At 61.0% G+C, this 15,355-nt stretch carries 15 protein-coding genes; 10 read left to right on the forward strand and 5 right to left on the reverse strand.

The annotated features are described in order from the left end of the window. Nucleotides 1–109: 109 nt before the first annotated feature. The gene (locus tag ACFFP0_RS00380; RefSeq protein ID WP_377254397.1) at nt 110–619 is read right to left on the reverse strand and encodes a cupin domain-containing protein; all 510 of its coding nucleotides are present in this window, start codon (nt 617–619) and stop codon (nt 110–112) included. Nucleotides 620–827: 208 nt separating this feature from the next. After that, the gene (locus tag ACFFP0_RS00385; protein WP_377254400.1) at nt 828–1,457 is read right to left on the reverse strand and encodes a TerC family protein; all 630 of its coding nucleotides are present in this window, start codon (nt 1,455–1,457) and stop codon (nt 828–830) included. 235 nt (nt 1,458–1,692) lie between these two features. Here ACFFP0_RS00385 and ACFFP0_RS00390 point away from each other — a divergent pair, with 235 nt between their 5' ends. From ACFFP0_RS00390 to ACFFP0_RS00410, 5 genes are all read left to right on the forward strand, one after another. Next, on the forward strand, nt 1,693–2,055 hold the full coding sequence (locus ACFFP0_RS00390) for a response regulator (protein WP_377254403.1): 363 nt from the start codon (nt 1,693–1,695) through the stop codon (nt 2,053–2,055). 223 nt (nt 2,056–2,278) lie between these two features. Beyond that, on the forward strand, nt 2,279–3,664 hold the full coding sequence (locus ACFFP0_RS00395; protein WP_377254406.1) for an FAD/NAD(P)-binding protein: 1,386 nt from the start codon (nt 2,279–2,281) through the stop codon (nt 3,662–3,664). Nucleotides 3,665–3,782: 118 nt separating this feature from the next. Further along, the gene (gene msuE / locus ACFFP0_RS00400; RefSeq protein WP_377254409.1) at nt 3,783–4,334 is read left to right on the forward strand and encodes an FMN reductase; all 552 of its coding nucleotides are present in this window, start codon (nt 3,783–3,785) and stop codon (nt 4,332–4,334) included. A gap of 63 nt (nt 4,335–4,397) precedes the next feature. Continuing rightward, nucleotides 4,398–4,889, forward strand: coding sequence for a heme-degrading domain-containing protein (locus ACFFP0_RS00405; RefSeq protein ID WP_377254412.1), 492 nt, complete (start codon nt 4,398–4,400; stop codon nt 4,887–4,889). Nucleotides 4,890–4,900: 11 nt separating this feature from the next. Further along, entirely contained in the window at nt 4,901–5,458 is a 558-nt protein-coding gene (locus tag ACFFP0_RS00410) for a DUF924 family protein (protein ID WP_377254415.1), read from the forward strand. A 110-nt stretch (nt 5,459–5,568) separates the two neighbouring features. On the opposite strand, the gene ACFFP0_RS00415 is transcribed toward ACFFP0_RS00410, so the two are convergent. After that, a complete protein-coding gene (locus ACFFP0_RS00415) occupies nt 5,569–5,820 on the reverse strand; it encodes a GlsB/YeaQ/YmgE family stress response membrane protein (protein WP_377254418.1) in 252 nt (83 codons plus the stop codon). Nucleotides 5,821–6,056: 236 nt separating this feature from the next. On the opposite strand from ACFFP0_RS00415, the gene ACFFP0_RS00420 reads away from it, so the two are divergent. From ACFFP0_RS00420 to ACFFP0_RS00435, 4 genes are all read left to right on the forward strand, one after another. Next, entirely contained in the window at nt 6,057–8,465 is a 2,409-nt protein-coding gene (locus ACFFP0_RS00420) for a mechanosensitive ion channel domain-containing protein (protein WP_377254566.1), read from the forward strand. 155 nt (nt 8,466–8,620) lie between these two features. Continuing rightward, nucleotides 8,621–11,134, forward strand: coding sequence for a GcvT family protein (locus ACFFP0_RS00425; protein ID WP_377254421.1), 2,514 nt, complete (start codon nt 8,621–8,623; stop codon nt 11,132–11,134). A 157-nt stretch (nt 11,135–11,291) separates the two neighbouring features. Further along, nucleotides 11,292–12,143 carry a response regulator gene (locus tag ACFFP0_RS00430; RefSeq protein WP_377254424.1) on the forward strand — a complete coding sequence of 284 codons (852 nt, stop codon included), beginning with the start codon at nt 11,292–11,294 and terminating at the stop codon, nt 12,141–12,143. A 17-nt stretch (nt 12,144–12,160) separates the two neighbouring features. Next, nucleotides 12,161–12,802 carry a GGDEF domain-containing protein gene (locus ACFFP0_RS00435; protein ID WP_377254427.1) on the forward strand — a complete coding sequence of 214 codons (642 nt, stop codon included), beginning with the start codon at nt 12,161–12,163 and terminating at the stop codon, nt 12,800–12,802. On the opposite strand, the gene ACFFP0_RS00440 is transcribed toward ACFFP0_RS00435, so the two are convergent. Then, entirely contained in the window at nt 12,779–13,798 is a 1,020-nt protein-coding gene (locus ACFFP0_RS00440; protein WP_377254569.1) for a GlxA family transcriptional regulator, read from the reverse strand. The genes ACFFP0_RS00435 and ACFFP0_RS00440 overlap by 24 nt on opposite strands. 236 nt (nt 13,799–14,034) lie before the next feature. Further along, the gene (locus tag ACFFP0_RS00445) at nt 14,035–14,244 is read right to left on the reverse strand and encodes a hypothetical protein (RefSeq protein WP_377254430.1); all 210 of its coding nucleotides are present in this window, start codon (nt 14,242–14,244) and stop codon (nt 14,035–14,037) included. A gap of 214 nt (nt 14,245–14,458) precedes the next feature. On the opposite strand from ACFFP0_RS00445, the gene ACFFP0_RS00450 reads away from it, so the two are divergent. Further along, nucleotides 14,459–15,355 carry a LysR family transcriptional regulator gene (locus ACFFP0_RS00450; protein ID WP_377254433.1) on the forward strand — a complete coding sequence of 299 codons (897 nt, stop codon included), beginning with the start codon at nt 14,459–14,461 and terminating at the stop codon, nt 15,353–15,355.

Here is a 15,355-nt window from a genome sequence, read left to right on the forward strand (position 1 = left end):
GGCGGTCAATCTCCAGCAAGGTTTCGCCCTCTTCCTTAAGAATGGACCAGGATTGCGGCGGTATTGAAAACGCCCGCGGCATTCCAGCCGGAAATCGGCCGGCGCGCTACTATTTGTGGATCGGGTCCTTCCACAGGACCTCTTCTGGCTTTTCCACGGGTTCGATATCCAGGTTCACCACCACCGGCTCCTGGCCCGAGCGGACGAGCACGCATTCCAGCGTCTTGTCGCGGCTGGCGTTGATTTCCTGATGCGGGACATAGGGCGGGACGTAGATGAAATCGCCCGGACCGGCTTCGGCCACGAATTCCAGATTGTCGCCCCAGCGCATGCGCGCCCTGCCTTTCACCACGTAGATGATGCTTTCCAGATCGCCGTGATGATGGGCGCCGGTCTTGGCATTGGCATGGATCGTCACCGTCCCGGCCCAGATCTTTTCAGCGCCGGCCCGGGCCTGGTTGATCGCCGTCGCGCGATTCATGCCGGGCGTCTGGGCCGTGTTCGGATCGAGCGAATTGCCGGGAATGACCTTTACGCCGTGCTCCCGCCAGTCGACGTTGGAATGGCCGGAGGAATGGCCGTCAGGGCCGTGGTGATTGTCGTCGTGATCGTGGCTCAAGATCGGCTCTCGTTGATTGGGACGGGGCTCACCAACTCTCGCGAGAAGGGGGTCCGCGAGCCCCTAACCGGCTTCATGCCGGCTAGGCGCACGTAGCTTCGCTTCAGGAACATGTTCAATGGGAACATGGCAAAAGTCAAAGAACTTGGTGACGAAAAGCTAACTCGCCGTCCCAGATCGGAACATCGACAGGTAGACCGGCCGGCTTTCATGCAGCCTGCAGGAGGGGCAATATCTCCAGGATGCCGTGGTAGATCATGCTGGCGGTGACATAGACGATGACGGCGAGGCCGACATAGGCGATCCAGCGGAAACGGTGCAGCAGATTGGCGACCAGATTGGCGGCAAGCCCCATCAGCGCGATCGACAGGACGAGGCCGATGATCAGGACGCTGGTATGTTCTCTCGCCGCGCCCGCGACGGCAAGGACGTTGTCGAGAGACATGGAGACGTCGGCCACGACGATCTGCGTCGCCGCCTGGGCGAAGGTCTTCTGCTTGGCGTTCGGCTCGGCCGATTGTGCGTCCGGTGACGCATGCTCCGCCGTGTTTTCCGCCGAGCGCAGCTCCTTCCACATGTTCCAGCAGACCCAGGCGAGAAGCAGCCCGCCGAGAAGCTGAAGGCCGACGATGCCGAGGAGATAGGCGGTCGCGGTGGCGAAGGTGATGCGCAATATCGTGGCTGCGATGATGCCGACGAGGATCGCTTTCTTCCGCAGATGGGCCGGAAGGCCGGCGGCTGCCATTCCGATGACGATCGCATTGTCGCCCGCCAGAACCAGATCGATGGCGATGACCTGAAGAAGCGCCGCTAGTCCGGCGGCCGTAAAGATTTCCATGATGAGATGAACCTGAGACTCGGGAAGACTTGGAATTTCCTTTTAGTAACATTTTGGCGCGAATTGGTACCTTAGATTTCAATGCGGTTTTCACGCCCGGCGCAGGTTCCCGTCGGCCAACTGTTTTCTCTCGACCGACACGGCTTGCCGCGGCCTCGGCCCTTGCCTATATGGCCGCCCACAAACGGGCGCTTCTTTTGAAGAAATTCGCTGGACGATCCGCAGGGAGATTTTTATGCCCCAGAATGCCGTTGTCCTCATCGTCGAGGACGAGCCGCTGATCCGGTTCACCACTCTCGATGCGCTGGAAGAGGTCGGGCACATCGTGCTGGAGGCCGCCAATGCCGACGAAGCGATGGTGCTTTTCCGCAACCGGTCCGATGTCGATATCGTCTTTACGGATGTCGACATGGCGGGTTCGATGGACGGCATACAGCTTGCGCGGCGCATCCGCGCCATCCGGCCGAGCATCGGCATCATCATCACGTCCGGCGTGGTGAACCTCGATCCCATGCTGCTGCCGGCCAATACCGTCTTCCTGCCGAAACCCTATCAGCGCGACCGGCTTCTCTCGTCGATCCATGAGCTTTTGCCCTGAGTTCCGGCAATCGCTTTGCGGAACCCGGGTGGCCGGCTCCCGGTTATCCCTGCCTGAGCGGAGCTGTTGGCGAGCCGGCGTGAAAATGTCTTTACTCCGTGCCAATCTCTAGTAACTTGATCGAGATTGAAGCGACTGCCGGGACATGCATCTGGTTGGTTCCGGTGGCTCCAAGGCAACCCTTTCGCCCAATGCTCAAGAACGGACGAGGAGTGTGTGCTTGATGACCTATGATGTCGCCATCGTCGGTTCCGGTTTTTCCGCAATCGCCCTCACCATCAACCTCCTGCGCTTCCTGCCGTCCTCTGCGTCGATCGCCGTGGTCGGCGACGATCCCGGTTTTGGCCGGGGCACGGCCTATCGGACGGAATTCTATCTGCATCGCCTCAACGTGCCGGCTGCGCGCATGAGTGTCTTTCCCGACCGGCCGGACGATTTCGTGGAATGGCTGCGGCAGCAGGGCAGGGCGGTCTTCGCCGAGGATTTTGCCTCGCGGGGCGACTACGGCCTTTATCTTCGCGACACGCTGGCTTCGCTCCTGCGGCCGCGGGAACGGCGGGCGCATGTGGATTTCATCAAGGCCAAGGCGACAGCCTGCGTCGAGTGCGAGCACGACGGGCTTGTCTTCTGTCTCGACAATACCGGCGAGTTGAAGGCCCGTAACATCATCCTCGCTCTCGGCGTGGGCAATGCCGACCTGCCACTGCCCAAGGATCGCATCGACGGCGATATCCATTCGCGTATTGTCGAGAACCCCTGGCGGCTTGGATGGCTTTCCCGTGTCGGGCGCAGGGATGAGATCTGTGTTTTCGGCTCCGGCCTGACGATGATCGATCAGGTTCTGTCATTGCGTGCCCAGGGGCATCGGGGGCGTATCCACGTCCTGTCACGTCGCGGACTGGTGCCGCATCCGCATCCGTCACGGCGTGCCGCGCCCGTGCCGCCGGAACTGCCGGAAAGCCGCGAGATCAGCGCCTTGCTCGGCGCCCTGCGCCGGCAGGTGAAGAACGGCGCCGACTGGCGCGGAGTCGTCGACGGATTGAGGCCTCAGACCCAGGCGCTCTGGCAAAGCCTCGGCAAGGAGCAACGCTCCCGTTTTCTCCGGCATGCGTTCGCATGGTGGAACATCCACCGCCACCGCATCGCGCCGGAGGTGTTCACGCGTTTCGAGGCCTTGCTGAAGGACGGCACGGTGACGGTGCATGCCGGCTACCTGAAGTCGATCGAAAGCGATGCCGACGGTGCGAACATCCGCTACCGCCGGCGAGGAACTCAGGATATCGCCGCTTTCCATGCGGACTGGATCGTCAACTGTACCGGCATGGAGCGCGCCGGGATAGGTCATTCGCCCCTGCTGCAGGCGATGCGCGACCGGAAGATGATCGTGATGGACGAGCTTGGCCTCGGCATCCGCGTAGATCCGCAATCGCGCGTCATCGACCCCGACGGCAAGCCGCAGCCGGGGCTTTTTGCAGCCGGCGCCCTGACGGCGGGCCAGTTCTGGGAAATCACCGCCGTGCCGGACATCCGCGTCCAGGCCATGGCGCTGGCCGAGACCATAGCGGCAAAGATCGCGCAGACGACGCCACGGCCCGCCCGTATCGCGTAATCGGCTGCGGACCTAGCATGATTTTCTCCCGGCCGGGCATCTGCGGCAGGTTCCTTGCTTTCATGTCGGGCCATCGGCGGTAATCTGATGCAAGTCATTGCGCAGAAAGGAATTTTCCATGTCCTTCAAACTCGTCGGTCTCGCTGGCAGCTATAACCGCCCTTCCAGGACTTTTGCGCTTGTCGATCATATCGCCAGGATCGCTGCCGATCGCTATGGGTTCGAGCCTCGTGTCCACGATCTGGCCGATGTGGGACCGTCGCTCGGACAGGCGCAGCGTCAAGGCGATCTTGACGAGGCGGCCGCCGGAGTTCTGGCCGACGTGGTGGACGCGGATTTCCTGATCGTCGGGTCACCCACCTACAAGGGAAGCTATCCGGGTCTCTTCAAGCATTTCATCGATCTCATCGATCCCGAGCAGCTTCGCGCCAAGCCGATCCTGATCACCGCGACCGGGGGCGGCGATCGCCATGCGCTGATGGTGGAGCACCAGCTCCGGCCGCTCTTCGGGTTCTTCATGGCCCATACGCTTCCGACGGCCGTCTACGCTTCCGACCGGGATTTTTCCGATTATCGCATCGTCTCGGAAGCGCTTTTGCAGAGGATCGGATTTGCGGTCGATGAACTTGCCGCCTTCTTCCCCGCCCGCGAACTGGCTGCCGCCGAATAGCTTTACTTTCAGCCGCTTTGCCGGCATCAATGCCCGCGTTTCTGGACAGGACGGAGAACGGGCATGGCGCTTGAGGATGATATCGCAAAGATCGCCGAGCAGGAAAAAGCGCTCGTTTTCGATCGTTTCGACCTGACCACCGCATGGGACCTCGGATCGTTGCTCCGTCATATGGCGGTCGAACGGGGGCTTGGCGTTGCAATCGACGTCCGGCTGCATTCCATGCCCGCCTTCCATGCGGCGCTGCCGGGCACCTCCGCGGACAACGAGGGCTGGGTGCGCCGCAAGCGCAATCTGGTGCTGCGTTTCTTCCAGTCGAGTTATGCGATCGGCCGCAAGCTTGCCCAACTGGAGGCGACCGTCGAGGAAAAATACGGCCTTTCCTTCGCCGACTATGCCGCCCATGGCGGCAGCTTTCCGATCAATGTGGCAGGTGTCGGCTGCATCGGTGCGGTCACCGTTTCCGGCCTGCCGCAACGCGAGGATCATAATCTTGTCGTGGAGGCCCTTGCCCGGATGCTCGGCAAGGATATTTCCATCCTTCGTCTCGATTGAGGAGACAGGCCATGGCACAGACGAATGTGAAAACCCCTGAAGAGGTATTTGCGTTCTGGTTCAAGGAACTGACGCGCAAGGAATGGTTCGAGAAGAACGAAGCGCTGGACGAAGCCATGCGCCGGCATTTTGCTCCGACGCATCTTTCGCTCGCCCGCGGGGAATTCGATGTCTGGCGTTCATCGCCGCAGGCCAGGCTCGCTGCGGTCATCGTGCTCGATCAGTTTTCACGCAACATCTACCGCAATACGGCGCTTGCTTTCGCCACCGACTGGCTGGCGCTGAGGGAGGCGAAGCTCGCGGTCGAGGCGGGAGCCGACATGGCGGTTCCGCCGGAGCAGCGCTGTTTCTTCTATCTGCCCTTCGAGCACGCGGAGAACCTTGCGGAACAGGATCGTTCGGTTGAGCTGTTCGCGCTGCTCGGGGATGCGGAATATCTGGATTATGCAGAGCGTCACCGGGCGGTGATCCGGGTATTTGGCCGTTTCCCGCATCGCAACGCGCTGGTGGGCCGGGATTCGACGCCCGCCGAGCTCGAATATCTCTCCAGGCCCGGCGCCGGGTTCTGACCAGCAGAGTTCCGGTAAAGTGTGAGCGGTTTTCTGGTGAAATCCCGCCCGCACTTCCGATATCGATCAGTTTGGGAGCTTGGGACGATCCCAGGCCCGATCGTCCTGATCTAGCGCCGGATCGCCCGGCCTACCGCAATCAGGATGCAGGCGCCGACGAAACCGGCGATCAGGTAGCCGATCCAGCCGCCGAGGACGACGCCGAAGACGCCCAGGATCGCATTCGCGAGGATGGCGCCGACGATGCCGAGGACGATGTTCATGAGGATGCCCATATTGCTCTTCATGAACTGTTCGGCGAGCCAACCCGCAATACCGCCGATGATGATGGCTGCGATCCAGCCAATGCCTGCACTTTCCATAAAAATACCCTCCTGCCTGTTATTGGCGAATGGTAACGCGCGGAAATGTTCCAGGTTCCGCAGATTGTTCCAATTCCCCGGGGGCGAGCGGCCAAGCTTCCTTTTCTTCGCCTTGAAGTCTCTCTATTTTGCCCCGCGAATCCGATCGAAAGACAAAGAGCAGACACTTGGCACAACCTTCCACGACCGGCCCTTCGGCGATTTTGCGCGTCGCCCGCGCGGCTTTTGCGGCATTTCTGATCGCGGTCGTCACCGCGCCGTTCTGCTTCCCGCCATCGGCTGCCGCGCAAACGCCGCAGCAGGCCCAGACGCAGCCCGGGGCCGATGTCACCGTCGACTCCATCAATGCGGACATGCGGGGCAAGCTCGAGACGATCCGCCGGCAGCTCGAGACTTTCCGGGCCAGGGTTCAGGATGACGCTCACGACGACGCGCGCCTGGCGGAAATCAGGGGACAGGCGGAAGAGATCGTCGAGGAAATGCGCGCGGCGTCGGATGCGATGCGGGTCCGCGTCGAGCAGATCCAGGCGCGGCTTGCCAGCCTCGGCGAGCCGCCTGCCTCCGGCCAGCCGTCCGAGGCGCCGGCCGTGACCGAGGAGCGCAGCCGGCTGGCCAATGAGCGATCCCAGCTCAACATCATCGTCGATGACGCCAACAATCTGTCGAACAGCGCGACGCAGCTTGCCAATTCCATCACCAACCTGCGCCGCGCGCTTTTTGCCCAGACGTTGTTCCGCCACACGGAGCTTTCGGGCGATCTGTTCGCGGAGGCGGGAGACGCTTTTGTCGCGGAGCTGCGCAATTTCGGCTCGACCTTCGGAAGCTGGATCAGTTTCGTCTGGAAATTCAAGAAGCTGCCGCTGCTGGGCGCGATTGCGCTGTCGCTTGTTGCGGGGATGCTCTTCCTTTCAGGCGGCTACCGGCTGTTCGGCCGTTTCATCCGGCGAAACGGGGCGGAGACGCCTTCCTATATCCGGCGGCTTTCCGTCGCGTTCTGGTCGACCGTCATCCAGACGATGTCGCTTGCAGCCTTTCTCGCCGCATCGTTCCTCTTCCTCGACGGGTTCAACGTGCTCCGGCCGGACGTTTCGGTGATCGTCGCGACCTTTTTCGGCTTCGTCTGGTTCGTCTATTTTGTCTGGAAGCTCACTTATGGCGTTCTGGCCCCCGGCGAACCCCAATGGCGACTGGTTCGCAATACCAATCGCGGCGCGCGGCTTCTCACCGTGGCAGTGCTCACCATGGCGGTCGTCAACGGGCTTGACTACCTGCTCGGCGCAATCAGCGAGGCGTTGAGTTCTCCACTCGTGCTCACCATCGTCAAGAGCCTGCTTGCCTCGGTCATCATCGGCCTGATCCTGATCGCCATATCCTTCGTCAAGCCGCGGCTTGACGAAGGAGAGGACCCGGACGGGCCCGGGCATGAATGGCCGCGTTTCTTCCCCCTTTTGCTGCGGGTCATGGGCGGCCTGCTCATCTTGTCCGTCGTGACCGGTTACGTGGGGCTGGCGCGTTTTGCCGCGACCCAGATCGTCCTGACCGGTGCGGTGGTCGTCCTCATCTATGTCGGCCTCCTGTCCGGCAAGGCGATCTCCAAACAGGGCGCATTCACGGCCACGGCCGCGGGACGCAGGCTGGCCGAACGCTTCAACTTCAACGAGGTGGCGCTCGATCAGGCGGGGCTCGTCGCCGGACTTGGCATCTACGCTTTCGCGCTGCTGTTCGGCATTCCGCTGATCCTGCTCACCTGGGGGTTCCAGGTCGCCGATATCGAAGGCTGGATCTACCGTTTCTTCACGGAGATCCGCATCGGCAACATCTCGATCTCGATCGTTGGCATCCTCGGCGGCGTCCTGCTCTTCGGCATCGGGTTCATCGTCACCCGCTGGGTGCAGAAATGGATCGACGGCAATGTGCTGGCCCGCAGCCAGGTCGATATCGGCGTGCGAAACTCGGTCAAGACCGGCATCGGCTATCTCGGCGTCGGGCTTGCGGTGCTTGTCGGCGTGTCGGCGGCCGGCATCGACCTGTCGAGCTTCGCGCTGGTTGCCTCGGCGCTTTCTGTCGGCATCGGTTTCGGCCTGCAGAACATCGTGTCGAACTTCGTGTCCGGCCTGATCCTTCTGGTCGAGCGGCCGTTCAAGGTCGGCGACCATGTGGTGACGGGCACGACCGAGGGCATCGTCAAGCGTATTTCGGTTCGTGCCACCGAAATCGAAACGTTCCGCAAGCAGGCGATCATCGTGCCGAATTCCGAGCTCATCAACTCGCCGGTGGGTAACTGGACGCACCGGAATCGCATCCAGAGATCCGAGGTGCCGGTGTCCGTCAGCTACGATACGGACCCGCAGAGGGTGATCGACATCCTCCTCGAACTCGTGGAGCAGGTGCCCGAAGTGCTGCGCAATCCCGAACCGCATGTGGAATTCCTGAGCTTTGGACCTTCGTCCCTGAATTTCGAGCTGCGTTTCCACCTGCCGGACATGGGCGAAGGGCTGAGAATCCGCAACAACCTCAGGATCGCCATTCTGAAGCGGTTCCGCGACGAGGGGATCGAAATTCCATTCCCGCAGCAGGAGATCGTCTTCCATCGCGGCAAGCCCGTGTCGCCGGAGGAGGAGGGCGACGTCAGAGGAGGGGCCTGATCCGGCTCCTCCGTTCTCCGGCCCCGAGTGGAATGCGCGTCGTCGCGGTCGGGCTCCCGGCATGTCGTAATCAGGCGTTTGGGCCGCCGGCCGGAATTGCATAGTCCCCTAAAGTTTTCGTCAAGGTCATACGAGGCCGAAGAGGGGTTCAATCCATGAAGACACATGCACGGGCGGTGGTGATCGGCGGCGGCGTGGTCGGCGTCTCGACGCTTTATCATCTGGCAAAAAAAGGCTGGAGCGACGTGGTTCTCATCGAGCGAAAGGAGTTGACCTCCGGCTCGACCTGGCACGCTGCGGGCCTCCTGCCGCTCTTCAACCTGTCCTATTCGGTAGGCCAGCTTCACAAATACTCGGTCCGCTTCTACCAGGAACTTCAGAAGGAAACCGGCATGAATGTCGGTTTTTCGAATGTCAGCAATATCCGCCTGGCCCGCACCAAGGACCGCTGGGACGAATACATGTACTACGCCGGCATCGCCGAGACGATCGGCGTGAAGGTCAATATCCTGACGCCGGAGCAACTGAAGGCAGTCTGGCCGCTCTGCGAAACCGACGGCATCCTGGGAGCGATACAGCATCCCGACGACGGATATATCCAGCCTGCGGATCTGACGCAGGCGCTCGCCAAGGGCGCGCGTGACAGAGGCGCCACGATCTATCGCAATACCACCGTCACGGCGATCTCGCAGCAGGCCGACGGGCTTTGGACGGTGACGACGGACAAGGGTGAGATCACTGCCGAGCACGTCGTCTCCTGTACCGGAAACTTTGCCCGCAAGACCGGTGCGATGGTGGGAATCAACATTCCCGTCATCCCGGTCGAGCATCAGTACATCGTTACCGAGCCGCATCCGGCGATCCAGGAGCGCAAGGCTGCAGGACTGCCGGAAATGGGAGTTCTGCGTGAATCCGATTCCTCCTGGTACATGCGCGAGGAAAACGGCGGTCTTTTGCTCGGTCCGTACGAGGTCGGGGCGCCGGTCTGCTATGTGGACGGCCCTTCGGACGAGAGCGAATACGAGCTCTTCCAGGAGGACCTGGACCGGTTGATGCCGTATATCGAGACCGCCATCACCCGTGTCCCTGCCTTCGGAGAGGTCGGGATCAAGAAGGTCTACAATGGCGCCATCGCCTATACGCCGGACGGTTCGCCCATCGTCGGGCCGGCGCCGGGGCTGAAGAATTTCTGGCTCAATGAAGGGCATTCCTTCGGCATCACCGCAGCCGGCGGGGCCGGCTGGCAGCTTGCGGAATGGATCGTGGACGGAGAGCCGACCGTCGACATGATGGGCGTCGATCCGCGCCGCTTCGGGCCGTATGCCACGGAAGGTTATCTCATCGAGAAGAACGAGGAGGCCTATGCCAATGTCTTCACGATGCACTATCCCGACGAGGAGCGTGCCGCGGCTCGTCCCTTGAAGACCACGCCGGTCTATGATCGCCTGAAGAAGCTGGGCGCGGTCTTCGGTTCCGTCTACGGATGGGAGCGCGCCAACTGGTTCGCCCCCGAAGGTTATGAGATTGCAAAGGAGGAGCTTGGCGTCGGGGCTGACGTTATCACCAGCCACAATCACGCGCCTCCGCTGGAAGATGGCCGGATCGTGGAGAAATGGTCTTTCCGCCGCTCGAACTATTTCGATCATGTCGGCAGCGAGATCAAGAACGTGCACGAGAATGTCGGTGTGCTCGATATGTCGGCGTTCGCCAAGATGGAGGTGTCGGGTCCGGGTGCACGCGCCTGGCTCGACTCGATCCTGGCCAATGCGATACCGAAAAAGCGCGGGCGCATTGCGCTTTGCCACCTGCTCACCAGACATGGCGGCGTCCGGTCCGAGTTCACCGTCTACGAATGGGCGCCTGACCGCTTCTACCTGGTTTCTGCCGGCGCCTACGAAGCGCATGACCATGATTATCTGCGCAAGCTTGTTCCGACCGACGGGTCGGTGAGGCTGGCCCAGATAACGCAGAGGTTCGGCGTGCTGGTTCTGGCCGGTCCCAGATCGCGGGATGTCTTGAAAAAGCTCACCCGCACGAGCCTGGAGAACAAGGAGTTTCCCTGGCTTTCCGGCAGGGAGATTTCGATCGGCTCGGCATCCGCCCACGCGTTGCGCGTCAATTTTGTCGGTGAGCTTGGCTGGGAGTTGCATCATCCGATCGAGATGCAGAACTATATCTTCGACAAGCTGATGGAGGCCGGTGCCGAATTCGGGATCAGGCCGTTCGGCATCCGCGCCATGATCGCCATGTCGATCGAAAAATCCTACCGGCTCATCCCGCGCGAAATGTCGATCGAATACAACGCCTATGAATCCGGTCTTGACCGCTTCATCAAGACGGACAAGGAGTTTCTCGGCAAGGAAGGCCTGCTTTCCTACAAGGAGAAAGGCCTCAAGTGGAATTTCTGCACGCTTGCCGTCGAAGGCGCCAATGATGTCGACGCCCGCGGGTCGGAGGCGATCTACAACGAAGCGGGCGAACTGATCGGGCGTGTGACCAACGGCGCCTATGGCTGGCGTATCGGCAAGTCCCTGGCGCTCGCCATGGTCAAGCCCGGCTACGCCGAGACGGGGATCAACCTCAAGGTCAAGATTCTCGGGACGCTGTACAACGCAAGCGTCATCCCTGAAAGCCCGTTCGATCCAGAAAATACGGCGCTCAGGGCCTGAGAACCATTAAACCGCAAGAAGCCATTGACATTGTTGGGGCGGTCTTCGGGCCGCCCTCGCTTTTTCGAGACAGGAGAGGGGATCGGATTAACGGTTCTGCAAATCGTTGGCCTTATGATGTTCCAAGAGGGGACAGTACTTATCGATAAGGGGCGACATGACATTCCTCGGTATTTCCGGGATGCAGTATTCCGGCCAATCTCTGGCAAATTCCCGCATCCTGCTTGCGGAGGACTCCAATGTCTTCACATCGATGATCCGTACCCGGCTCAAGGAACTGTTCGGCATCGAGATCGAGATATGCCGCAGTTTCGAGGAATTGCAGTTCGCTTATGATCGATCCGCGGAACCGGTGACCCTGGCGATCTCCAATATCAACCTGCCGGGCGCCGAGAACGGTGAGGCGCTGGAGTATCTGATCGACCTTTCGATCCCGACCGTCGTCTTTACCGGAACGTTCCACGAAGAAACACGCGACAAGCTGCTGTCGAAGGACATTGTCGACTATATCCTGAAAGACAACGTCTTTGCCGTGGAAATGCTGGCGGAGTCGGTTTGCCGCTTCCTCACCAATCATCGCCATCACGTCCTGATCGTCGACGACAGCCCGACGGCGCGGGCTCTGCTCTCCAGCCGCCTGAAGCGTTACAATTTCCGCGTCAGCGTTGCCGAAAACGGCGCGAAGGCCCTGGCGATCCTCAAGACGAGCCCCGATATCGGTCTCGTCGTCACCGATTACAACATGCCGGATATCGACGGGTTCGAACTGACCCGCCGCATCCGCTCGGTTCGCGGTTCCCACGAATTGCGGATCATCGGCGTCTCGTCCTCGTCCAACCGGCTGCTGTCGGCGCGCTTTCTCAAGGCGGGCGGCAATGATTTCATGTTGCGGCCGTTCATCGACGAAGAGTTTTACTGCCGCGTCAACCAGAACCTCGACACATTGGTCCAGATCCGGTCGATGCAGGCCAAACTGAAGGAGCCGGCGTCGGTGAAAAGCGTCGCCTGATCCCGAGGAATTTCCGCATGCCCTATCTTCAATGCCAGCATTTTCGGGAAACGGAGCGTCCGCCCTATGGCTGGGCGGCCCAGTCTTCGGCACAGACCGATGCGGGGGATGCACTGGTCGACCCGCAGACCGGCCTTTCGACCCTCAGGGATTTCTACCGGCGTGGCCAGCCGCTGGTCGACGGGTGCCTGTCCCGGAAGACGCCGTGCGCCGTCGCTATCATCGACATCGATCATTTCCGGCGGCTGAACGAGACCTATTGCGAGGAAACCGCCGGCCGTGTGCTGCGGGCGATCGCTGCGAAGCTCGATGCCGCCTGCTGCGGAAAGGGGCACCTTCCCACCCGCCTGGGGATCGAGGCGTTCGGCCTGCTTCTGATCGGTCTCGACGAGGCCGGCGCAATGGACTTCTGTGAAAGGCTGCGGCTCGACATCGCCGCCATGCGGTTCGAGGCCGGCGATTCCGATTTCTCAGTTACCGTTTCGATCGGCCTTGCGAAGATCTGTGGGCCGGAAACGTTCGACAATTATCTCAACGCGGCCGAACAGTTCCTGTTCATGGCCAAGAGCCATGGCCGCAACCAGGTTTTTTCGGAACGAAAGGTCGTTCTGCACGCGGCTGAACGACCGCTCTCCTCAGACCACGACGCCGGTGCGTGACGTGTTGGTGTTGAGCTTGCGCTCTGCGCGTTCCTGCTGCGGCGAGCGATTGTAGACTTCGCGGTAGCATTTCGAGAAATGCGAGGCGGAGACGAAGCCGCAGGCAACCGCCACCTCCACGACCGGCATAGAGGATTGCACGAGCAGGTGCCGGGCGCGGTCGAGGCGGATTTCAAGGTAATAGCGCGCCGGCGAGCGCCCCATCTCCTGCCGGAAGAGGCGTTCGATCTGGCGGCGGGAAAGCCCCGCATCGTCGGCGATTTCCACCAGGGACAACGGCTCGGAGAGATTGTTCTCCATCAGTTCGATGATCGACAGCACCTTGGCGTTCTGGACGCCAAGGCGGGCGCGCAGGGGAAGGCGCTGGCGGTCGTGCGGGTTGCGCACGCGGTCCGTCAGCTGCTGCTCGCAGACCCGGTTGACGAGATTCTCTCCGAAATCCTGACCGATGAGGTTCAGCATCATGTCGAGCGAAGCTGTGCCGCCGGCGCAGGTATAGAGGTTCGAGTCCACTTCGTAGAGGTCGGCATAGACCTCGGCCTGCGGGAAGGCTTCGGCGAAGCCGGGCAGGTTTTCCCAGTGGATGGCGCAGCGCTTGCCGTTGAGGAGCCCTGCCTGGGCAAGCACATGGGCGCCGGTGCAAAGGCTGCCGACGGCGATGCCGCGGTTATAGGTTTCCCGCAGCCAGGCGTTGACCGACTTGTTGTGGAATTCCTCGACGTAAATGCCGGAACAGACGAGCACCATGTTCGGGCGGTTCTCGCCGGAGAGATAACGCCGCTCGTCTGCGAGCGACGAATTGACCTCGATGCCGATGCCGCTGGACGAATAGACCTTTTCGCCGTCTACGGAACAGAGCCGCCATGTATAGGCGGAATAGCCGAGCATGCGATTGGCGATTCGGAGGGTTTCGATCGCTGCCGAAAACGGCAGCATGGTGAAGTGTGGGACGAGAAAAAAGACGAGAGATCGCTTCTTTGCAGGGCTTTTGCTCATCATGTCCATGCCGCTATTCCCCTTGTCAGTGGCCGTGCTTTGCGGCCTGCCTTTAATTTAAAAGCGACATTGACACGGAAAAATGGGTGCGGGAAGGGCTTTTGGCGACAGGCCGATGACATTTTTGCGACATACGCAGGTCGCACCCGCAGTCCAGCAACGGGAGAAGAGCAGACTACGGCCGTGGAGGATACGGCCCGCTTTCGATCAGTTCGCGCGGGCCGTATATGGGAGCGTCATTTGCGGCCGGCTGGAGCATTGGTCGTCGGCCATCCGATGTCCTTGCGAATTTCCGCGGGCAGGGATTCCAGCATTCTTTCCGTCTGGCGGCGGCGCCATCCATCACGAAGTTTCAGGACCGCAGACCGGGCCGGATTGAAGAGCGGGGCAAACGGTGACGGCCGAAACCGGGAACGATCGCCCACCTGATAGGTGATCATGGTCATAGCAATTCTCCTTGGGTGCTTCATGGGACAGCGCCGACTGGGAGAAATGCGCGCTGTCTATCCATCAATCAATCGGATACATGTTATGCGTCTCATGAAATTCTGTTTTGTATCGACGCCAGCTTCCGATGATTTGGAGTATGCTCGCCGTTTGACATTCAATCAAACGAAATGATATGGTTCTTAAGTTCAGATTTTTTGAATTGAGAGCGTCATGACTGTCCCGTTCCGTCCCCCGCTTCCCCTGCTCGACAACGACGTGCTGCGCACGTTTGTGGCGATCGCCGAGACGGGCAATTTTTCGACCGCTGCCGAGGCGGTTCTGCGCACGCCGTCCGCGGTCTCCATGCAGATCAAGAAGCTGGAAGAGCAGTTGAAGACCACGCTCTTCCTGCGGGACGCGCGTTCCGTGACGCTCACCCAGCATGGCGAGATGCTGCTCTCCTATGCGCGGCGCATGCTGGCGCTTTCCAATGAGGCGGTGTCCCGCTTCGTCATGCCGGAACTTTCCGGTGTCGTGCGGCTCGGTGCGCCGGATGACATCGCCGAACGTATCCTGCCGAAGGTTCTCAAGGATTTCGGGGAATCGTTTCCCGGCATCATGGTGGATGTCACGGTCGATATGAGCATCCAGTTGCGCAAGCGCATCGAGGAGCAGCGCCTCGACCTGACGCTGATCAACTGTGCGACGCGGCCGTTTCCGACGATAGGCGAGGTGATCCATACCGAAAAGCTGGTCTGGGCCGGCGCAAAATGCGGCAATGCCTATCTGCGCGATCCGCTGCCTATCTCCGTCTGGGAGGATGGCTGCGTCTGGCGCCAAGACGCCATATCGCAGCTTGACAAGCACAGGCGCTCCTATCGCATCGCCTATGCAAGCGCGCATACGATGGCCCAGCGTGCGGCGGTTGTCTCCGATCTGGCGATCGCGCCGTTTCCGCTCTCTTATGTGACGGACGACATGCAGATCCTCGGGGCGAAGGAAGGATTGCCGGAACTGCTCAGCTTCGACATCCGCCTCATTACGGCGCCGCAGCTTTCGAATCCCGCCAAGGCGGTGGCCGAAAGCATGCGCGAAGCATTCGGAGCTCTGGTCGCGGCGGCGGCCTGA

This window comes from Neorhizobium puerariae (genome assembly GCF_042429745.1).
Lineage (GTDB): Bacteria > Pseudomonadota > Alphaproteobacteria > Rhizobiales > Rhizobiaceae > Neorhizobium > Neorhizobium puerariae.